Below are 19,533 nucleotides of genomic sequence, written 5' to 3'. Positions count from 1 at the left end.
GGTCAGAAAGCGACGCAGGCCTATGTTTGCGCGTGCCCATATAGTTGGCTGGATGGGGTGTACCCCCCACCCCCTCCGGCACTCTTTGCTGCCCCGCAGCCCGCCCGCCCCACGTATTTGCACCCCGCCAGGCGGACCGCCTATCGACGGGATGCACCCTTCCGGCCGCCAGCCCGCAATCAGCCGGTTTGGCAGCCGCATACCGTCCACGATACCGTCACATGTGAGGTCAACAGCAATGAAACGATCGATGGCTTATCTGCCGGTCGGCGGGTTGATGGCGTGCCTCCTGGCATTCGGAACGAGCCCGGTGGCCGCGCAGAACGTCCCGCAGGGGTCCTGGTCGGGCGGGGCCTGGACAATGAACGCTCCCAAGGGGGAGTGGTGGATGACCGGGCGCGACTACGCCCTTACCCGCTTCAGCCCCCTCAATCAGATCACCACGTCAAACATCGCCCAGCTTCGGCCCGTCTGGTCGTTCTCGACCGGCACGCTCCGCGGTCACGAGGGCAACCCGCTCGTCGTCGGGAACGTGATGTACGTGCAGACGAGCTTCCCCAACATCGTGTACGCGCTCGACCTGTCGAAGCCCGGCGCGCCGCAGATCTGGAAGTACGTGCCCAACCAGTCGCCCGACGCGATTCCAATCGCCTGCTGCGACCTGGTGAACCGCGGTCTGGCGTACAACCCGAGCGGCAAGCTTTACATCGAGCTGCTCGAGGGTGAGCTCCTGGCGCTCGACGCCAAGACCGGCAAGGAGCTGTGGAAGGTGAAGCACCCGGCTTCGTCGCCCTCGGGGCCGGAAGCCACGGGGTACAAGGAGGGCGCCACGATGACCAATGCCCCGATTTACATCAAGACCAAGTCGGGCAAGGAAATCGTGATCGCCGGCATCTCGGGCGGTGAGTTCGGCGTCCGCGGCCGCGTCTCGGCGTTCGACGCCAACAGCGGCAAGCATCTCTGGACCATGTACAGCACCGGCCCCGATGCCGAGGTCGGTATTCAGAATGGCGTCGGCAACGCGAACTATGCCTCGCACAAGGGCAAGGACCTGGGTGTGAGCACCTGGAACGGCAGCGATGAGTGGAAGCGCGGCGGCGGCACCACGTGGGGCTGGTACTCCTACGACCCCCAGCTCGACCTGGTGTACATCAGCACCGGCAACCCGGGCACCTGGAATCCCGATCAGCGGCCGGGCGACAACAAATGGTCGATGACCATCTTCGCGCGCCACCCCGATGACGGAACGGTGGAATGGGCCTACCAGATGACGCCGCACGACGAGTGGGACTATGACGGCGTCAACGAGAACGTACTGTTCGACCGGAACGGGAAGAAGCTGCTCGCGCACTTCGACCGGAACGGATTCGGTTACACGATCGATCGCACCAACGGCAAGCTGATCGTGGCCAAGCCCTACGGCCCGGTGAACTGGGCAACCGGTGTGGACCTTTCGACCGGCATTCCGCACAAGGACCCGAAGTACGGCACGACCTCGAAGCACAACACCGAGGGCATCTGCCCCGCGGCGATCGGCTTCAAGGACCAGCAGCCGTCGTCCTACTCCCCGCTGACGGGGTACTTCTACGTCCCGACGAACAACATCTGCATGGATTATGAAGGCGTCGAGGTGAAGTACTCGGCCGGCCAGCCGTACGTCGGCGCGATCGTGCGGATGTACCCGGGCCCGGGCGGTAACCGCGGTCGGTTCATCGCGTGGGATCCGATGCAAGGCAAGGTGGTCTGGGAAGACAAGGAAAACCTGGCGGCGTACGGTGGCGTGCTGACCACCGCCGGCGGTCTCGCCTTCTACGGCACCATGGACGGCTGGCTCAAGGCGGTCGATCAGAAGAGCGGCAAGCTCCTCTGGGAGTACAAGACGCCGTCCGGCATCATCGGCAACCCGATGACGTACCAGGGTCCCGATGGCCAGCAGTACGTCGCGGTGCTTTCGGGCATCGGCGGCTGGGCGGGCATCGGTGTGGCGGCCGGCATTGGGGCCGAGGACCCGACGGCGGGCCTGGGCGCGCTGGGCGCGTTCGGCGATGCCGGTCAGTTCTCCAACCAGGGCGGCGTGCTGACCGTGTTCGCGCTCAAGTCACCGGCGGTCAAGCAGTAGTCGGTACGATCGTAGCCAACGTCGAAAGACATGGGTAACTTGAGAGACGGGGCCACCAGCGCTGGTGGTCCCGTCGCTCTTTTTTCCTCGACGTGAGGCGCCCGTGGCATCGCTCTCCCGCTCCGTTCAGCTCACCGCATGGGCTCTGAGCGCGATCCTCCTCGCGAGCGCGGCCCGGACGGGAGCGGCCCAGGACGCGCCCGCGGCGGGTGCATCGGATCGGCAGCCGGCGAAGCCGCTCACCGTTCCAGAGGTCAAGGCGAAGCTGGCCGCGGCGACGGAGAGCGCGCCGGCCAACCTGGCCGGCACCGACCTCACCGCGCTCGACCTGAGCGGGCTGGATTTTCACAGAGCAAATCTCTCGGGCGCCCGACTCGTGCGCGCCAAACTGGTCAAGGCGAATCTCTTCGGGTGCGATCTCACCGGCGCCGTCTTGACGCGGGCCGACCTCCAGGGCGCCAATCTCGACGGCTCGACGCTCCGCCGCGCCAACTTCCGGGACGCCAACCTCGAGGGCGCGAGCCTCTTTGCCACCATCGTGGAGAAGGCCGACTTCCGGGGAGCAAATCTGTCGAAGGCGCGGATCATCGGCTATCTCAAGGACGCGAATCTCGCCGGCGCGAATCTGCGCAATGCGAACATCGGCGCCGATCCGGGTAATCAATCGATGGGCGTCATGCGGGCCACGTTCGTCGGCGCGGACCTGAGCAGCGCCGATCTGTCGGGCGCCAATCTCTTCAAGGCCGATCTCTCATACGCCGATCTCACCGGCGCCCGGCTCGTGGGCGCCGATCTCCGTAACAGCGATCTCATCCAGACCGACTTCACGCGAGCCAATCTCGCCGGCGCGAACTTCGCGAAGGCGGACATCAACGGCGCGATCTTCCGGAACGCCACCGGTCTGGCTGAGATCAAGGGCCTTGATGAGGCCCGCAACCGTGACAAGGCGATCTTCGATGCGAAATAGCTTGCTGGCGATGCTCTTCCTCGCCGCCGCCTGTTCGGCGCCAGGCGACAGCGCGCGCAATCTGGCGCAGAATTCCAATGCCCCACCCTCGGGCGCGGCCGCCGGCGACCCGGCGGCTACCCCGGCCGACACGACCCCACTCGTCACGACCGGCCCCGTGGCGTACGTGACGAACGAGGGCTCCGAGGCGCTCTCGGTCATCGACGTGGGGACGGCAAGGGTTATGGCGACGATTCCGGTGGGCACCCGCCCGCGCGGCGTGAAAGCCAGCGACGACGGGCGCACGATCTACGTCGCGCTCAGCGGCTCACCCCGTTGCCCGCCGACGATGCCTGATGCCGAGTGCGAGAAGCTCAAGGCGGACAAGAGCAAGGACGGCGTGGCGGTGGTCGACGCGGCGGCACGCAAGGTCACGCGCATTCTTCCGGCCGGCTCGGACCCAGAGAATTTCGACGTCTCAGAGGACGGGTCCCGTCTCTTCGTCTCCAACGAGGATGCTGGCACCGCGTCTATCGTCGACATTTCGAGCGGCAAGGTGCTCTCGACGGTGCCGGTCGGAAAGGAGCCGGAGGGAGTCCGCGTGCGGCCCGACGGCAAGGTCGTCTGGGTGACCGGCGAGACGGCGCACAACGTGACTATCCTCGACGCCTCGACCGGCAAGGTGCTCGGCGCGATCGAGGTCGGCAAGCGGCCCCGCGGCATCGCGTTCACGCCGGACGGCAAGCTCGCGTTCGTGACGTGCGAAGTCGACGGCACGGTGTGGGTCATCGACGTCGCCAAGCGGCAATCGATCGATACGGTGAAGTTCGCGGCCGGCGCCAAGCCGATGGGAGTCGTGGTGAGCCACGACGGGAAGAAAGTCTATGTCTCGACCGGCCGCGGCGGTGACGTGGTGGTGCTCGACGCAAATACCCGCAAGGTCCTGGGCAAGGTGGCCGTGGGCAAGCGGCCGTGGGGCATTGCGCTCACACCGGACGGCTCCGAGCTCTACACGGCCAACGGCCCGTCGAACGACGTGAGCGTGGTCAATACGGAATCGCTCAAGGTTACCGAGCGCATCCCGGTAGGCCAGTCGCCCTGGGGCGTGGCGATCGCACCCGCGCCGGGCGGACCCCCGGCGTCCTGACGCAGATGCTCCGCGCAATCCTGACGGCAGCCGGCGCCTTTGCCCTCGCCGCCGCCGCCGAGCCGTCCCTGCCGGTCGCGCCCGGGCGAACCACGCCGCGCCCGGCGGCATCATTCGTGTTTGAGCTCACGCCGAGCGCCGATGCGGCGTTCCGCCATCTCTGGGACGCGAGTGTCGCCGCCAAGGCGGAGCGCGTCGCGTGCCTGGCCGGCGAGCGGATCGACAGCGTCACCCGCATCACGCACATCATGCTGCTCGACGGCGCGCATGCCGATTCGCTCAACATTTCGGCGGGGGAATCGATCGAGGCTTGTGGACCGCCGGAATGGTTCGGGACCGTGCACACCCACATTGCACACCGCCCTGATACACGACCCTATCCGGTGTTCTCGGGCGCCGATCGCGGCGTGATGCAGCTCTGGCAGGACCACTGGAAGGCGGACGGCATCTTCTGTCTGCTCTACTCTCCTCACAACGCCCACTGCGAGATCGAAGGCGTGGCCACCCGGCTCATCGGGGGCAAGGAAACCGAGATCAATTATTGAGGCGCCGCTCCCGCCGCGCGAGGAGCACTTCGTCGAGCCCCCAGCGCCGCCCCGCTCGCGCAAAGATGAAAGCGATCATGAGCGCGAACAGCACGATGTGGAATCCCTGCTGCCCCGCCGACATCCACTGGGTTGCGAGCCCGTAGTTGATCACGAGCACGATGCCGACGAGTGCCGCGAGCGGCGTAAAGAGGCCGAGCGTGAGGCCCAGGCCCGCGATCGTTTCGCCCCACGCGGTGAGTCGCGCGAATACGGGGCTGTTCGGAATCACCGTCTGCTCGAGGAAGTGCTTGTACGGCAGGATCGGATTGCCGGCCGCCTGCTTGGCCACGATCTTGGGCATGACGGTGAGCCATCGATCCGACACCGCCGGCACCGGCACCACGCCGCCCGCGAGCACGATCGACATCTTCGTCACGAGCGACTTCACGAAGTAAAGCCCGACTACGATGCGTAGCACGGCGAGCCACTCGGCCGGATGAAGCATTGACACGGAACGCTGGTTCATCGGTGTAAGACCCCCGCTGAGAGACGGCTGCCCGGCGCGAACGCTCCCCTAATACTCGACGCCCAGCTCCTGAAACACAAAACTCCACACGTCTGTCTGCTCGTCCAGCACCTTGGACAGCGGCTTGCCGGCGCCGTGGCCAGCCCTCGCCTCTAGCCGGAGCAGGATCGGATGCGACGAGCTGCTGGCGGCCTGCAAGGCGGCCGTCATCTTCCGCGCGTGCATCGGGTCCACCCGGGTGTCACTCTCCGCGGTGGCGAGCAGGACGGCGGGGTATGGCGTGCCCGGATGCACGTGATGGTACGGTGAGTAGGCGCGGAGCCAGCCGAACTCCACCGGGATGTCTGGCGAGCCGTATTCCGGCAGCCAGAGCCGCGCGATCAGGAAGCGATGGTAGCGCAGCATGTCGAGCAGCGGCACCCGGATCACGATCGCGCGGAAGAGCTCGGGACGTTGGGTGAGCACGGCGCCCATGAGAAGGCCCCCGTTCGACCCGCCCTCCGCCGCGAGCCGCTCGGGCCGGGTGTATTGCTCGGCGAAGAGCCATTCGGCCGCGGCGATGAAGTCGTCGAAGGTGTTCTGCTTGTTCGCCAGCATGCCGGCCTGGTGCCACGCTTCGCCGTACTCACCGCCACCGCGCAGATTCGGGATCGCCACGAGATTCCCGCGCTCGAGCCAGAGCAGGAGCGAACGCGAGAACGCCGGCGTCATGCTGATGTTGAAACCGCCGTAGCCGCTCAGGTAGGTGGGCGTATTGCCGTCGCGCACGAGACCGCGCGGGTATACCAGAAACATGCTGATCGGCGTGCCGTCACGCGAGGGATAGGACACCTGGCGCACCTCGAAGCGCTCGGGCCGTACGTCGGCCTCGACTCGGCGCCAGAGCGTCTCCTCGCCGGTGCGCAGGTCGATGCGGTAGACGCTTGGCGGCACGGTGAACGAGGTGTAGCCGTAGAACAGCTCGTCGCCGTCCCACTCGGCCCCCAGGCCGAACACGCTGCCCACGCCCGGCAGCGACACCTCGCGGCGCCCGGCCCCGTCCAGCGCGGCGAGCTCGAGCCGGGAAGTGGCGCGCTCCAGGTAGCTGAGCGCCAGCCTGCGACCGACCACGACGGCGCCGTCGAGCACCGCGTCGGGCCGTGGCGCAACGAGCTCACCCGCGGAGGCCAGCGCCGGGTGCCCGGCGTCCAGGATGTAAAGACCGTAGGTGGGCGCGTGGAGATTGGTCCGAATGTACAGCCGGCCCTCGACCACCTCGGCATCGAAAAGCGCTGCAAGTCCCTCGGCCACCGCGAGGGGTGCCCTGCCCGCGCGGAGATCCTGCAGGTAGAGGTCGGTCTGGTCGAAGGTGCGCGCGACCGAGATGAGCAGCCAACGCCCGTCGGGTGAGAGCCGCACGCCGGGCCAGAACTCCTTGGCCGCAGGCTGGAAGACGAGCGCGTCGCGCGAGGGATCGTCTCCCAGCCGGTGCAGGTACACCGCGCGATGGTAGTGCTCCTCGCCTTCGGCAACCGAGCCCGGCTCGGGAAGGCGCGTGTAGTAGAACGCGCTCCCGTCGGGCAGCCACGCTACCTCGGCCGCGCGGGCGTGCGGGATGCGGTCGGAAAGCGGCGCGCCGGTCGACACGTCGAGCACGTGCAGCACGCTCGCTTCGCTTCCGTTCTCCGAGAGCCCGTACGCGAGCAGCCGGCCGTCCTCGCTCGGGAAATACCAGTCGAGCGCGGTCGTACCACCGGGGTCGAGCGCGTTGGGGTCCACCAGCACGCGGTCGGCGCCCCCGACGCCTTCGCGCACCCAGAGGATGGCCTGGTTCTGCCACCCTTCGCGGCTCTGATGGAAATACCGCCCGCGCGCCGGCGTCGGCGCGCCGAGAACGCCGATCGTGAGCAGCGTCTCGAGTCGGGCGCGGATCCGCGCACGCGCGGGCACACCGGCAAGGTAGGCTTCGGTCAGCGCATTCTGCGCGGCGGTCCACGCCCGGGTTTCGGCGCTGTCGCCGTTCTCGAGCCAGCGGTAGGGATCTGCGATCCGCTCGCCGTGGAGCACGTCGACGACGTCGTCGCGGCGGGTGGGCGGATACACGAGCGGCCGGCCGGCGCCGCGGGCGGTGGGCATCGGCACGCTCAGTCGCCGAGGCTGATGCCGAGATCGCGCGCGGTAGCCACGATATCGGAATCGAGCGGCACATTCTTCGGCCGGCCCACGACGTCGGCGAGCGGCACCCGGCTGATCGTGGTTCCGCTCGTGCCGACCATGACGCCGAAGCAGCGGTCGGCGATGGTGCGCACGGCGGCGCACCCGAATCGGAGCGCGAGCAGGCGGTCGTAGGTCGTGGGCGAGCCACCGCGCTGCAAGTGGCCGAGCACCAGCGTGCGAACCTCCTTGCGGGTGCGCTCATGGATGGCGCGCGCCACCTGTCCCGCGATCCCACCCAGCCGATCCACGGTGCCGGGCCCGCGCCGCTCGACCATCACGATCTCGCCGCCCGCCGGCCGCGCGCCTTCGGCCACCACCACGATGCTGAATCGGCGGCCGGCGGCCTCACGGCTCCGGATCTTGGCGCAGACCTTTTCGATATCGAACGGAATCTCGGGCAGGAGGATCACGTCCGCGCTCCCCGAGAGGCCGCTCGTGAGCGCGATCCAGCCGGCGTAGCGGCCCATTACTTCCACCACCATCACCCGCTCGTGGCTCTCCGCGGTCGAGTGCAGCCGATCGATGGCCTCGGTGGCGGTGCTCACCGCGGTGTCGTAGCCGAAGGTGCGCTGGGTGCCGCTCACGTCGTTGTCGATGGTCTTGGGCACGCAGACCACCGGCACGCCTTTCTTCCAGAGCTCGTACGCGATGGCGAGGCTGCCGTCGCCCCCGATCGAGACCAGCGCGTCGAAGCCGCTCGCCTGGAACGCGGCCACGAGGTCGTCCGACCGGTCGACCTCGGTCTCGCGGCCCTCGGAGTCCCGGACTGTGAAGTGAAAGGGATTGCCTCGATTGCTGGTGCCGAGAATGGTGCCGCCCAGGTGGGTGATGCCACGGACCTGCTCGGGGCCGAGCGGGACCACGCCGTCGAAGGCGAGGAGTCCGTCGTAGCCGCGGAGGATCCCGTAGCAGTGCCAGCCGCGACGGTGGGCCGAGAGCGCGACGGCACGAATGACTGCATTGAGCCCCGGCGCGTCGCCGCCGCCGGTCGAGATGGCGATCCGCATCCCCGCCTGATCCCGTCCCGTTAAGCCGATTTGTGCTTGCGGATCAGCCCCACGACCTCGCCCGGTGCCGCGTGGCGGCCGGCGGCCTTCTTCGAGAACACCGAATGCCCGTCGAGGGCGATCTCGAACCGGCCGCCGGACGAGGGCACCATCCGGATCTCGCTGTCGGGAAACTCCCGCTCGATTTCAGCCGCCAGACCGGCGGCTCGCGATTGATAGTTTCAGACGACGCAATATTCGATGACGACCTGCATCGGTCGGCGCTCCTTGCTCTGGGCGGTGCTTGGGACAGAATCGTAGCGGCGCCCCTGGGGGATGCCAACCCCGCCGCCGCGCTTGTCAGCCGCCTAGGGACGGCATATCTATTCGCGTACGATGACGTACCTCAGGGGCAGGACCCCGGGCCGGCGCCGGGGCCGTGCGACGTGCACGGCCCTGGCGCCGCTTCTTTTGCTCGCGACGTTCGCTCCCGGGGCTCTCAGCCAGCAGGCCCCGCGCAAGTATATCGTCGAGGTCGGCGCCGCGGGCGACCTCATGACGTTCGACAACGCCACCGATCTCAAGACCGGCTTCGGTGCCCTCGGCCGAATCGGGATCTGGCTACCCGCCCGGTTCGAAGTCGAGGCGGAGGGGGCGTTCGCCAAACCGAAAACCGAGAGCGGCTCACAGCGCGTCACGGTGAAGACCTTCAACGGGGCGTTGCTCTACAACGTGCCGATCGGCATCAACAACTCGGCCTATCTCAAGTTCGGGGTCGGCGGCACCACATACGGCGGCAACTGCCCGGACGTGGCCATTCCGGGCGCGGGGCCCTGCGGTACCGCGACGTCGCTCCTCGGCGGCCTCGGCTTCCGCGTCGCGATCGTCCCGACCGTGCTCGTCCGGGGCGAAGGGGTGCTCAACCGGAACAGCAGCGGCGATCGCAAGCTCACCAACTTTGGCGTGAACCTGGGCGCGAGCCTGATGCTCGGCAGCAAGGCCCTGGTTGATTCCGACGGCGACGGTGTCCTCGACACCGATGACCGTTGCCCCGCGACGCCGGCCGGCATCCAGGTCGATCCGACCGGCTGCCCCATCGATACCGACAAGGACGGCGTCGCCGATGGAGTGGACCGGTGCCCCGACACGCCGGCCGGGGTCAGGGTCAATGCCACCGGATGTCCGCTCGACAGCGATCATGACGGCGTGGTGGACGGCGTCGACAAGTGCCCCAACACGCCGGCCCACGCGGTCGTGGACGCGAGCGGCTGTCCCGTGGACAGCGACAAGGACGGGGTGGCGGATGGCCTCGACCGCTGCCCCGACACGCCAAAGGGCGCCACGGTGGATGCCCTCGGCTGCCCGAGCGACTCGGATGGCGACGGAGTGCTCGACGGTATCGACCAGTGCCCCAGCACTCCGTCGGGCGAATCGGTGAACGCCACGGGCTGTGCCAAGGGCGAAGCGTCGCCATCGGAGGGAGCGGCGCGAGAGGCGCCGGCGCGCCCGCCCACGGCCTCGGCCGCGCCGCCAGCGGCCGCGGCCCCGCCGCCGGCGGCGCCCCGACCCGTCCAGGCGCATCCGGTCGTCCTGCATGGCGATGCGTTCGCCCTCGGCAGCGCGCGCCTCAGAACCACCGCGCAGCCGGCGCTCGACTCCGCGGCGGCGATGCTCGATGCCGATCCGGCGCTCCGCGTGGAGATCGGCGCCTACACCGCGAACACCCGCTCGGACGTCGACAGCCGCCGCCTCGCCAACCTCCGGGTCGAGGCAGTGCGCTCCTATTTCATCGGCAAGGGCGTTCGCGCCCAGCGCCTTGTGTCGAAGTTCTACGGCGCCACCGCGCCGGTGACATCCGATACCTCGGCCGTGGGTCGTGCGCTCAATCGCCGCATCGAAATCACGCCACTTTCCGCCGGCCCCTGATTTGCGCTCCTGATCGACATTCCCGGTTACACGCAGGCGACGGCAGGGCGCCAACTCTTCGAGACATTGCGGGTTGGCGCCCTTGGTCGGCCTGGACCTCGACCTGGGGTGTCGAATGCTGCGCATCGTGTTCTGCGGCATCGTCGCGCTGTGTGCACCGATGTCAATCGCCGCCGCCCAGAACGCCTCGCCTCACTCGCCCCCGGCCGAGCCCCCTGCGCGCACCGCGTCGCATTGGGGTGACGAGCTCGGAAGCACGCCGCTCGCACCGGCTCACTCGCTGCCCGGCGCCGCAGCCGACACGCTGCACTGGCCGGCGCCTCCGCTGGTCGACCCGCCCCGTCCGCTCCGCGCGATCTACGTCAATGCCTGGGCGTTCGGCGGCGGGCGGCTGGCACAATTGGTGGCGCTCGCCGATTCGACCGAGATCAACGCCTTCGTCATCGACGTGAAGGACGACACGGGCTATCTCACCTACCGCTCCGCCGTGCCCACCGCCGTCGCCATCGGCGCCGACGACAAGCCTCGCACGAGGGATGTCGAGGCCCGGCTCCGAATGCTGGCGGAGCACGGGATCTATCCGATCGCCCGCATCGTCGTCGCGAAGGATCCGCTCCTCGCCTCGCACAAGGCCGCCTGGGCCATCCAGAGCACCGGCGGCGGGCTCTGGCACGACCGGCTCGGCTTCTCGTGGGTGGATGCCTTCAACGACTCGGTATGGGTGTATGCGTCGCAGCTCGCGGCGGAGGCGGTGCGCAAAGGCTTTGCGGAAGTGCAGTATGACTACGTGCGCTTTCCGGACGAGCCGAAGCAGCGAATGGCCACCGCCGTGTTCGCCTCCCGCGACTCGGGCGAAACGCTCCGCGACGGCGTGGTGCACGGCCTCCGGATCCTGGGCCAGCGCACCCGTCCGCTCGGCGTACGGTTCACGATCGACGTCTTCGGCCTCACGACCACGGCGCAGGGCGACATGGGAATCGGCCAGCACTGGGAGGATCTCGTCTCCACCGCCGACGTGGTGCTGCCGATGGTATACCCGAGCCACTACTATCGCGGGATGTACGACATCAGCCGGCCGAACAGCAAGCCGTACGAGATCGTGCACCGCGCGCTCGAGGACGGCCTCCGGCGCACGACGCCGCTCGCACGCGCCGCCGAGATCCGTCCCTACCTCCAGGCCTTCACGCTGGGGCCGCCGCGCTATACGCCGGCGGAAGTGCGGGCCCAGATCCGCGCCGCCCGGGACGTCGGCATCGAGTCGTGGGTGCTCTGGAACCCGCGGAGCGCGTACGATCCCGGGATCTTCCATGGGCGCGAGCAGGCGCTGAGCGCGGCCGGCCCCGCCGCCGCGCCCATCGCGGGCGCCAGGAACTGAGCCCCGCTCCGACATCGGCGGATGACAGCGGAGCGGGCGGTGGCCCGCGTGGCTGTGCCCCAAGTCCCACGTCCCCAGCAACTTGCGGGTCCGATCAATCAGTGAGGCTGGTCGGCCCGGGAGTTGCTCCCGCCCTTGACCCGGCCTGCTGCCGGCGTATTCTCAAACTCGTATTCAGCCAAAAATTCGGCCCCTTGATCCCGCACCGGGCAAAACCGGCGGCCGCGAGCCCAACGCAACAGGAGCACATACGATGGACATGCGCACTCGTCTTGGCCTGCTCGTCGCCGCTGGACTCGTCGCCGCCGTGCCGGCGAGCGCCCAGGGTCTGCCCGCCGGGGTCACGCAGGCGATGGTGGACAAGGGCAAGGCGATCTTCACGGGCGACGGCAACTGCTACGCCTGCCACGGCCAGAGCGGCGAGGGCCTGCTCGGGCCGAACACCAAGTTGGTGGATCACACGTGGCTCCACAGCGACGGCAGCTATCCGGCAATCGTCGCATACATCAAGAAGGGCGTCACCAAGGAAGAGTCGAAGAGCGGCATTCCGATGCCGCCGCGAGGCGGCTCCACCATCACGGACGACCAGGTGAACATGGTGGCTGCCTACGTCTACTCCATCAGTCACAAGAAGTAGCCGCCTGGCAATTCGCGCCACGCACCGGCCGAGCGCTCGTTCCCCCCAAGCTCGCGAGCCGGGATGATCTGGTACGTGGCGCTCGGCGGCGCGCTCGGCAGCGCCAGCAGATTCCTTCTCGGCGCGTTCCTGCAGCAGCGGTCGGGTGTGGCATTTCCGGTCGGAACCCTCATCGTCAACATCACCGGCTCGTTCCTGCTCGGCTTCCTGCTGCGCTACGCGCTGGAGACGCCGGCCATCTCGCCCGAGGTGCGCGCGCTTCTCACCACCGGCTTCTGCGGCGGCTACACGACGTTCTCCACCTTCAGTTATGAAACCGCGGCGCTGCTCGAGGACGGCGAAGCGAGCCGCGCCGCGCTGTACATCGTGCTGAGCGTGGCGGTGTCGCTCGCGGGCGTTTTCGCGGGCTTCGGCCTCGCGCGCGAAATTCTGAACGCGCGGCGGGGGCTCTAGGAGAGGGTCACCATGCACGGATTCAAGGGCGAGCGGACGCTGATGCGGATCCACATCGGCGAGCGGGACAAGTGGCACGGGCGGCCGCTGTACCAGGCCATCGTCGAGCTGCTGCGCGAGCGGCATTACGCCGGCGCCACCGTGTTCCGCGCGATCATGGGGTTCGGCGCCAGCTCCAAGCTGCATACCGACAGGCTCGAGCTGCTCTCGCTCGATCTTCCGATCGTGGTCGAGTGCGTGGACACGGAGGAGCGAATCGAAGCCATCCTGCCCGAGCTCGACGAGATGATCGGCGGCGGGCTCATCACGCTCGAGCGAGCCCGGGTCATCATGTATCGGCCCGGCATGCCGGCCGAGGAGCGCGGAGACACCTGGAACATCGAGCGCACAGGGCACTGGCGGCCCGAGCCGCCGCCGGCCACGGACGCGTAAGGTGTCGGTGCGCGGCGTAGCGTGAGCCGATCGCGCCGCCCGGCGAATACGGTCCGGCTCAACGAGTCGCAGCGGCGACACCTCGCCGTCTTCCTCGAGCAACTGGAGGAAGCCCTCGGCGAGATCGAGCGCCTTGCCGACCTGCCGGCTCGCCCGGCGCGGCTGCTCGAGGACGTGCGCGACCTGAACCCCCAATTCGGCACCGCCGTCCGCGACCGCGTGCTCGATCTCCGTGAGCGCATCGGCGAGCTGGCGGACCGGCTCGGCCTGGAGCCCCGCGTCCAATCGCGGCAGCGGCGGGTGGCGGCCCTCGTGAGCCGTGCGATCGTCGATCTGGAAGACGCCGGATCCCGCGGCCTGGCCGGCTACGGCGAGGTCGATCCGGGCGTGGCGCGCGAGATTGACCCCGCACTTGCCGAAATGGTCAGCCGCCTCGAGGCGATCGCGGCGCGCCTGCGTTCACCCGAGTGAGCCGGCGGCTGCGTGGCCCGATCCCGCCGGCCACGGCGCCTGATTGCCCGAGTCCATGAGCGCCCGGATTTCCTCCAGCCAGCGCTCGATTTGCCCGAGCTCGTGCGCCACGGCCCGCTCCCCGGCTTCCTGCGTGGCCCGTGCACGCGCGAGCGCATCGAGGCTCGCGCGACGCACCTCCCGCATTTCGGCGCGCGTGGCGCGTTCCAGGCACCGGCGACTCTCCGCGATCCGCTCGGCGAGATCGCCCTCGACGCGCGAGGCATTGACCTCGAGCAGGTGATTGAGATAGGAGTTGGCGGCGGCGGTGGCGCGGCGGCGGCGCACCGCCGCCGGCATGAGCCGCTCCGCAAGCTGCCGGCCGGGTGCCGCGCGGTAGTGGTACTGCATGAGCGCGGTGAAGTAGAATCGGCGCGGCGTTGCGAACCCATCGGTGGCCGTCTCGGGCAGTGAGAAGGTGCCGTTCCTGCCCGGCACCGACCCGAGCAATCGCGCCATCAGCTGGTTCGCCAGCTCGCGGAACCGAAGCGTGGCGACGGTGTACTGGCCCGACGCCTCATGCTCCATCACTTCGAGCCAGGGCTCGAGGACGGCTCGCGCGACGGCTTCGGCCGCCGCGAGCGCGTCGAGTCGGGTGAACGCGGCGCCGGACGCCCTCGTGCGCTCCGCCAGCAGCATCCGGCCGCGCGGAGTCACGTCGCTGATAAAGCGCTCCCGCTCGCGTGCAAGCTGCCGCGTCAGGCGTTGTAGTTCGGCAGCGAGCAGCGGGGCGAGATCACTCAACGCGCGGTCCGTCTCCGCACCGAGCGCCTCGAGGGCGCGCGCGCGGGCCTCGGTTGTTTCGAGCGGATCCACCAGCGCCCGGCGCCGCTCGTCGAGTGCCCACGTAAGTCGGGCGGCCAGCCGGGCGAGCCCGCGTCGCTCGGCGGTGGCCAGAACGGCCTCCGCCGCCCGGCCGTGCAGTTGCTCGAGCGCCGCCAAGAGCTCGAGCCATTCGCCATGCGTCACGCCATCACGCTGGCCGGCGAGGGCACTCACCTCAAAGATCCGCGACGGCGCGCGGCCGAGCCGTTCGCAGAGCAGGCGCGCTGTAAACGCAGCAGCCTCCGCGCGGTCCGCCGCCGGAATGCGGTCGGCCTTGTTGAGCACGACGAGCAGCATCTCGACCCCCGCCGCCGCTTCCGCAATGAAACTCAGCTCCTCGCCCGAGATCGGTGGATCGGCGCCGAGGACTGCGATGACGGCGTCGATGTGCGGGAGAAATTCGCGCGTGGCGCGGGTGTTGGCTTGGACCGCCGAGCCCAGCCCAGGCGTGTCCACGAGGCAGAGCCCGCGTGCGAGCAGCGGGCTCGGGACGAAGACCTCGACTGCGAGCACATGACGGCGATTCCCGGGGTTGCACGCCTCCGAGACGTACTCGGCGAGCGTTCCCGGGTCCACCGCATGCCAGCCATCCTGCAGCCGAACGCGCGCACCGAGGTCCCCGTGGCGCAGGATGGTGGGCACCGCGGTGACCGGCACTATGCCGGTTGGGAGGACGGAGGTGCCGGTGAGGGAGTTGATGAGCGTGGATTTGCCGCGCTTGAACTCTCCGACGCAGGCCACGTAGAATCGGCCCGCCCCCAGACGTCCGGCCAACTCGCGCGCTTCCGCCGCGGTGCCGGGCACCCCCGCTTCATCGCCGATCGCGGCAAGCGCATCGAGCGGCGCGCGCGCGGTCATCGCACCAGGAGATTCGTTCGAAGCAAGCTGGCCTCCCGGCCCGTACTGGTCTCAGATCGCCGATGCGGGCTGCGGAACCGGTGCCGGCGGCGCCACCGCCGGCGGCCCGGCGGCCGCCGGTGCGAACCAGCGTTGCGCGATGAGCGTCGGGACGATGGCGCTGCCGATCACCACGGTAACGAGCACCGTGTACTGCGCCTGGGTGATGATGTGATTGGTGAGCCCGAACAGGGCGGAGATCGTCCCGAAGGTGAGTCCGGTCGACATGAGCAGCGTCGTGTACACACCTTCGCGGCGCTCGAACGCGAACGCGCGCGTGAGCGGCCAGATGCCCACCACCTTGGAACCCATCTTGGTGAGGAGGAGCGCCGCGATGAGCAGCGCGCCGGCCGCGACCGAGGGGAGCGACACGTACAGCCCGGCCTTGAGAAAGTAGAACGGCGTGAGCAGGCTGAACGCGATGGCCCGCATGCGATCCATGAGCGCGCGGTCGCGCACGAACACGCCGGCGATCACCAGCCCGACCAGATACGCCGGCAGCACCGCTTCGCTCCTGGCCACCTGCGCCAATCCGCCAAGCCCGAACAGGATCAGGAAGACGAACTTGACCTCGGGTTCGCTCACCCGTTGGCCTACGCTGCGGATCACGTAGCGCGTGAGCCTCGGCAGATACCAGAGCACGGTCGCGGTCACGGCGACGAAGAGCGCCAGCCAGCCGTTGAAGTTCGCGAAGACGATGCCAAGGGCGAGCACGGTGCCGAAATCGTTCACGAAGCAGGCGGCGAGGATCAGCTTGCCGATCTCCGTGCGGTTGAGACCGGTCTCCACCATCACCGCATACACCACCGCAACCGATGTGGTCGAGAGCGCGATGCCGGCGATGTAGGCGGCGTGCCGCTCCCAGTGCGCCACCCAGTACGCGAAGGCACCGGCGGCGAGGAATGGAGCGGTGAACCCGACCGCCCCGATCACCAGTGCCGGCTTGAGATGGCGCCGGAGCGAATCGGGATCGATCTCGGCACCGGCCAGAAAGGTGAGCAAGCCGGATCCGAATGTGGCGAGGAAATCGATCCACGGGGTCGTGTGTACGTCGAGGAAATTGCCCGCAACGACGCCCAGCAGGATCTCGACGAGCGCCACCGAGACGCCGACCCGGATCGAGATCAGGCTCGCGAGAAGCGCGAGCGCCATCCAGACGGTGGCAACCAGCCAGACGTTGGAGTGCACGGGTGACTCCCTCCATGCTGCGGACCAGCGGAGGGAGGGCGGCACAAAAAAATCTCCCGGCGGCCGATCCAGGCCGTTCAGGAGTCATCAGCCGTCGGGGACGGCGGTTCCGGGCGAACTCCATCGCCGGGCGATGTGGCTGTACGGTACGGTATAGCGCGCCGCCGGTCAAGCGGCGCGCGTGAACGGCGGCGCTTCGTCCGGCCTGAGCCCGCGCCGACCGCTCGATCGTGCATATTTCCGGGCATGGCCGCCAACCGCCTCGCCGACGAGCGCTCCGCCTACCTCCGCTCCGCTGCCCACCAGCCGATCCACTGGTACGCGTGGGGCCCCGAGGCCTTTGCCGCGGCGCGGGCGGCCGAGCGTCCCATCCTGCTCGACATCGGCGCCGTCTGGTGCCACTGGTGCCACGTCATGGATGGCGAGTCGTACGAGAACTCCGCCACCGCCCAAATCCTCAATGAAAACTTCGTCTGCGTGAAGGTGGATCGCGACGAGCGCCCCGACGTGGATGCCCGCTACCAGCGCGCGGTGCAGATGCTCACCCACCAGGGCGGCTGGCCGCTCACCGCCTTCCTCACGCCGGATGGCCAGGTGTTCTACGGCGGCACGTACTTCCCGCCTGAGGATGCCTACGGGCGGCCCGGCTTCCGCACCGTGCTCGCGAGCGTGCTCGAGGCATGGCGCGCGCGCCGCGGCCAGGTCGAATCCCAGGCGCGTGCCGTCGGCGACGTGCTCGGCCGTCACCTCGACGACGGGCTTGCCGGCGAGCTGTCGCCGCGGCTGCTCGAGGGAGCCGCCGATCTCATGCTCGGCGCGTACGACGCTGCGCACGGCGGATTCGGGACCCAGCCCAAGTTTCCGCATCCGCGTGCGATCGAGTTCCTCCTCGGGCGCTGGTGGGATGCAGCGGACGGCGGCCCCGCGGCCCGCCGCCTCCGCGAGGCGGTAGTCGGCACGCTTGACGGGATGGCGGCCGGCGGCATCCGCGATCATCTGGGCGGCGGCTTCCATCGCTACAGCGTGGATGCCGAGTGGATCGTGCCCCATTTCGAGAAGATGTCGTATGACAACTCGGAGCTGCTCATCGCGTACTCCGATGCCTGTGCCGCACTCGGCGTGGAGGCGTACGCTGACGTGGCCCGCGGCATCGTGCATTGGGTGCGCGAGGTAATGGCAGACCCCGACGGCGGCTACGCCGCGAGTCAGGACGCGGACGTGGGCCTCGACGATGACGGCGACTACTTCACCTGGACCCGCGACGAGGCGGCCGCGGTGCTGGCGCCCGCCGAATTTGAGATGGCCGCCGCCTACTATGACATCGGCACCGCCGGCGAGATGCACCACGACCCGGCGAAGAACGTGCTTCATGTGCCGGCAACGCTCTCCGCGGTCGCGGTGCGCTTGGGCGTCGCCCCCGATGCCGCGGCTCAGCTCCTCGCCTCCGCCGACGCAAAGCTCAGAGCGGCGCGGGCGCTGCGCACCGCGCCTTTCGTCGATCGCACGCGCTACACCAATTGGAACGCGATGATGGCCTCCGCGATGCTCCGCGCGGGCGCCGTACTCGATGAGGAATGGGCGCATGCCCACGCCATCGCGACGCTGGAGCGGATTCGCCGCGAGGCGCCCGAGCCGGACGCGGTGGCGCACACGCCGGGTGGACTCGGGGGGTTGCTGGACGACCAGGTGCAAGCGGCCGCCGCGGCGCTCGACGCGTACGAAGCCACCGGAGACCTCGCGTGGCTCGAGTGGGCCGAGCGGCTCATGGACCGGGTCTGGCGCGACTACCGCGACCCGAAGGGCGGCGGCTTTTTCGATCGGGCGCGCGCACCCGAAGTGGGCGAGGGACTGCTCCCGGCCGCCATCAAACCGGTCGAGGACACGCCGACCCCATCAGCCAATGGCGTGGCCGCCGCCGTCTCGGTACGGCTGCACGAGCTCACCGGCGACGCGCGCTGGCGCGAACGGGCAGGTGAGGTGCTCCGCGCGTTTGCCGGCCGCGCCGCGGAGTTGGGGCTGCACGGCGCCACCTATCTGCTCGCCCTCGACCGCTACCTCGGCGCGCCAAATGAATTCGTCGTGACCGGCGCCGCTCGCGACCCCCTCGCCGCCCGGATGTACCGCACGGCGCTCGCCGCGTACGCACCGAGGCGCGTGGTGCGGCGCCTCACGCCGGACGACGTGGGGCGATCGACGCTCCCGCCCGCGCTCGCCGGAATGCTCGCCCGCGGCCCCGCGGCGGCGGCCTATGCGTGTCGCGGCACCGCGTGCAGCCCGCCGGCGGTTGACGAAGCGGCCTGGCAAGCCGAACTGCGCGCCCGCGCGCCGGCCGCTACATTGGAGTCTTCCTGACGCCTCATTCGCCGAGGAGCCCGTGTCCAAGACCGCAACGATCGAGACCAGCAAGGGCACCATCGTCGCCGATCTGTTCGATGACGAGGTCCCGAATACCGTGGCCAACTTCGAGAAGCTCGCCAACGGCGAGTTCTACGACGGCACCCGCTTCCATCGCGTGATCCAGAACTTCATGATCCAGGGCGGCGATCCGCTTTCCCGGGATCCCGGCAACCCGCGCGTCGGCACCGGCGGCCCCGGCTACAAGATCAAGTGCGAGACTCACCTCAACACCCACAAACACGTCGCGGGCACATTGTCCATGGCGCACGCGGGCAAGGACACCGGAGGCAGCCAGTTCTTCATCTGCCATTCGCCGCAGGCGCATCTCGACCGGGTCCACACCGTTTTTGGCCAGGTGACGAAGGGCATGGACGTGGTGAACCGGATCCAGCCGAACGACACGATCAACTCGATCCGGGTAGGGTGAGCTGCACGTCGATTTCGCG

General features: G+C 68.9%; 18 protein-coding genes and 1 riboswitch. Of the genes, 12 read left to right on the top strand and 6 right to left on the bottom strand.

Going from position 1 to position 19,533, the window contains the following annotated elements; translation table 11 throughout:
• The first annotated feature begins 238 nt into the window (after positions 1-238).
• From VFW66_08270 to VFW66_08255, 4 genes are all read left to right on the top strand, one after another.
• On the top strand, positions 239-2,119 hold the full coding sequence (locus VFW66_08270; protein ID HEX5386677.1) for a PQQ-dependent dehydrogenase, methanol/ethanol family: 1,881 nt from the start codon (positions 239-241) through the stop codon (positions 2,117-2,119).
• A 103-nt stretch (positions 2,120-2,222) separates the two neighbouring features.
• The gene (locus VFW66_08265) at positions 2,223-3,086 is read left to right on the top strand and encodes a pentapeptide repeat-containing protein (protein HEX5386676.1); all 864 of its coding nucleotides are present in this window, start codon (positions 2,223-2,225) and stop codon (positions 3,084-3,086) included.
• Entirely contained in the window at positions 3,076-4,212 is a 1,137-nt protein-coding gene (locus VFW66_08260) for a beta-propeller fold lactonase family protein (GenBank protein HEX5386675.1), read from the top strand. The genes VFW66_08265 and VFW66_08260 overlap by 11 nt, the downstream gene beginning before the upstream one ends.
• Positions 4,213-4,217: 5 nt before the next feature.
• Positions 4,218-4,757, top strand: coding sequence for a hypothetical protein (locus VFW66_08255; protein HEX5386674.1), 540 nt, complete (start codon positions 4,218-4,220; stop codon positions 4,755-4,757).
• Here VFW66_08255 and VFW66_08250 read toward each other — a convergent pair.
• The 4 genes from VFW66_08250 to VFW66_08235 are packed head-to-tail and all read right to left on the bottom strand — an operon-like array spanning position 4,747 to position 8,722.
• Positions 4,747-5,265 carry a DoxX family protein gene (locus VFW66_08250; GenBank protein ID HEX5386673.1) on the bottom strand — a complete coding sequence of 173 codons (519 nt, stop codon included), beginning with the start codon at positions 5,263-5,265 and terminating at the stop codon, positions 4,747-4,749. The genes VFW66_08255 and VFW66_08250 overlap by 11 nt on opposite strands.
• A 48-nt stretch (positions 5,266-5,313) precedes the next feature.
• The gene (locus tag VFW66_08245; GenBank protein ID HEX5386672.1) at positions 5,314-7,380 is read right to left on the bottom strand and encodes a prolyl oligopeptidase family serine peptidase; all 2,067 of its coding nucleotides are present in this window, start codon (positions 7,378-7,380) and stop codon (positions 5,314-5,316) included.
• Between the two features lie 8 nt (positions 7,381-7,388).
• Positions 7,389-8,468, bottom strand: a complete 1,080-nt coding sequence (locus VFW66_08240; protein ID HEX5386671.1) for an ATP-dependent 6-phosphofructokinase — start codon at positions 8,466-8,468, stop codon at positions 7,389-7,391.
• A 20-nt stretch (positions 8,469-8,488) separates the two neighbouring features.
• The gene (locus tag VFW66_08235) at positions 8,489-8,722 is read right to left on the bottom strand and encodes a SelT/SelW/SelH family (seleno)protein (protein ID HEX5386670.1); all 234 of its coding nucleotides are present in this window, start codon (positions 8,720-8,722) and stop codon (positions 8,489-8,491) included.
• Positions 8,723-8,843: 121 nt separating this feature from the next.
• On the opposite strand from VFW66_08235, the gene VFW66_08230 reads away from it, so the two are divergent.
• From VFW66_08230 to VFW66_08205, 6 genes are all read left to right on the top strand, one after another.
• On the top strand, positions 8,844-10,373 hold the full coding sequence (locus tag VFW66_08230; GenBank protein ID HEX5386669.1) for an OmpA family protein: 1,530 nt from the start codon (positions 8,844-8,846) through the stop codon (positions 10,371-10,373).
• 115 nt (positions 10,374-10,488) lie between these two features.
• Positions 10,489-11,748, top strand: coding sequence for a putative glycoside hydrolase (locus VFW66_08225; GenBank protein ID HEX5386668.1), 1,260 nt, complete (start codon positions 10,489-10,491; stop codon positions 11,746-11,748).
• Between the two features lie 253 nt (positions 11,749-12,001).
• Positions 12,002-12,385 carry a cytochrome c gene (locus tag VFW66_08220; protein HEX5386667.1) on the top strand — a complete coding sequence of 128 codons (384 nt, stop codon included), beginning with the start codon at positions 12,002-12,004 and terminating at the stop codon, positions 12,383-12,385.
• A gap of 63 nt (positions 12,386-12,448) precedes the next feature.
• On the top strand, positions 12,449-12,838 hold the full coding sequence (crcB, locus tag VFW66_08215) for a fluoride efflux transporter CrcB (protein ID HEX5386666.1): 390 nt from the start codon (positions 12,449-12,451) through the stop codon (positions 12,836-12,838).
• Between the two features lie 12 nt (positions 12,839-12,850).
• Positions 12,851-13,270, top strand: a complete 420-nt coding sequence (locus VFW66_08210) for a DUF190 domain-containing protein (GenBank protein HEX5386665.1) — start codon at positions 12,851-12,853, stop codon at positions 13,268-13,270.
• Positions 13,271-13,291: 21 nt separating this feature from the next.
• Entirely contained in the window at positions 13,292-13,741 is a 450-nt protein-coding gene (locus tag VFW66_08205) for a hypothetical protein (protein ID HEX5386664.1), read from the top strand.
• Here the strand turns inward: VFW66_08205 and VFW66_08200 are convergent.
• On the bottom strand, positions 13,730-15,463 hold the full coding sequence (locus tag VFW66_08200; protein HEX5386663.1) for a dynamin family protein: 1,734 nt from the start codon (positions 15,461-15,463) through the stop codon (positions 13,730-13,732). The genes VFW66_08205 and VFW66_08200 overlap by 12 nt on opposite strands.
• 51 nt (positions 15,464-15,514) lie before the next feature.
• Positions 15,515-16,690, bottom strand: coding sequence for a cation:proton antiporter (locus VFW66_08195; GenBank protein HEX5386662.1), 1,176 nt, complete (start codon positions 16,688-16,690; stop codon positions 15,515-15,517).
• Between the two features lie 71 nt (positions 16,691-16,761).
• Positions 16,762-16,827, bottom strand: a riboswitch (Fluoride riboswitch).
• Between the two features lie 109 nt (positions 16,828-16,936).
• On the opposite strand from VFW66_08195, the gene VFW66_08190 reads away from it, so the two are divergent.
• Positions 16,937-19,042 (top strand): thioredoxin domain-containing protein, encoded by a 2,106-nt coding sequence (locus VFW66_08190; GenBank protein HEX5386661.1) that lies wholly within the window; start codon positions 16,937-16,939, stop codon positions 19,040-19,042.
• Positions 19,043-19,064: 22 nt separating this feature from the next.
• Complete coding sequence (locus VFW66_08185) at positions 19,065-19,514, top strand: peptidylprolyl isomerase (GenBank protein ID HEX5386660.1); 450 nt, start codon at positions 19,065-19,067, stop codon at positions 19,512-19,514.
• Positions 19,515-19,533: the final 19 nt, after the last annotated feature.

The sequence above is a fragment of the Gemmatimonadales bacterium genome (genome assembly GCA_036279355.1).
Classification (GTDB): Bacteria; Gemmatimonadota; Gemmatimonadetes; order Gemmatimonadales; family GWC2-71-9; genus DASQPE01.
Note: the sequence above shows the minus strand (reverse complement) of the source record. Positions and strands in the feature narration are given on the sequence as shown.

What these genes read in the sequence shown, in the direction of transcription:
- VFW66_08260 (HEX5386675.1), top strand. Translation starts at nt 3,076, where the DNA reads ATGCGAAATAGCTTGCTGGCGATGCTCTTCCTCGCCGCCGCCTGTTCG.
- crcB (HEX5386666.1), top strand. Translation starts at nt 12,449, where the DNA reads ATGATCTGGTACGTGGCGCTCGGCGGCGCGCTCGGCAGCGCCAGCAGA.
- VFW66_08270 (HEX5386677.1), top strand. Translation starts at nt 239, where the DNA reads ATGAAACGATCGATGGCTTATCTGCCGGTCGGCGGGTTGATGGCGTGC.
- VFW66_08225 (HEX5386668.1), top strand. Translation starts at nt 10,489, where the DNA reads ATGCTGCGCATCGTGTTCTGCGGCATCGTCGCGCTGTGTGCACCGATG.
- VFW66_08245 (HEX5386672.1), bottom strand. Translation starts at nt 7,380, where the DNA reads ATGCCCACCGCCCGCGGCGCCGGCCGGCCGCTCGTGTATCCGCCCACC.
- VFW66_08255 (HEX5386674.1), top strand. Translation starts at nt 4,218, where the DNA reads ATGCTCCGCGCAATCCTGACGGCAGCCGGCGCCTTTGCCCTCGCCGCC.
- VFW66_08190 (HEX5386661.1), top strand. Translation starts at nt 16,937, where the DNA reads ATGGCCGCCAACCGCCTCGCCGACGAGCGCTCCGCCTACCTCCGCTCC.
- VFW66_08210 (HEX5386665.1), top strand. Translation starts at nt 12,851, where the DNA reads ATGCACGGATTCAAGGGCGAGCGGACGCTGATGCGGATCCACATCGGC.
- VFW66_08250 (HEX5386673.1), bottom strand. Translation starts at nt 5,265, where the DNA reads ATGAACCAGCGTTCCGTGTCAATGCTTCATCCGGCCGAGTGGCTCGCC.
- VFW66_08200 (HEX5386663.1), bottom strand. Translation starts at nt 15,463, where the DNA reads ATGACCGCGCGCGCGCCGCTCGATGCGCTTGCCGCGATCGGCGATGAA.
- VFW66_08230 (HEX5386669.1), top strand. Translation starts at nt 8,844, where the DNA reads ATGACGTACCTCAGGGGCAGGACCCCGGGCCGGCGCCGGGGCCGTGCG.
- VFW66_08220 (HEX5386667.1), top strand. Translation starts at nt 12,002, where the DNA reads ATGGACATGCGCACTCGTCTTGGCCTGCTCGTCGCCGCTGGACTCGTC.
- VFW66_08240 (HEX5386671.1), bottom strand. Translation starts at nt 8,468, where the DNA reads ATGCGGATCGCCATCTCGACCGGCGGCGGCGACGCGCCGGGGCTCAAT.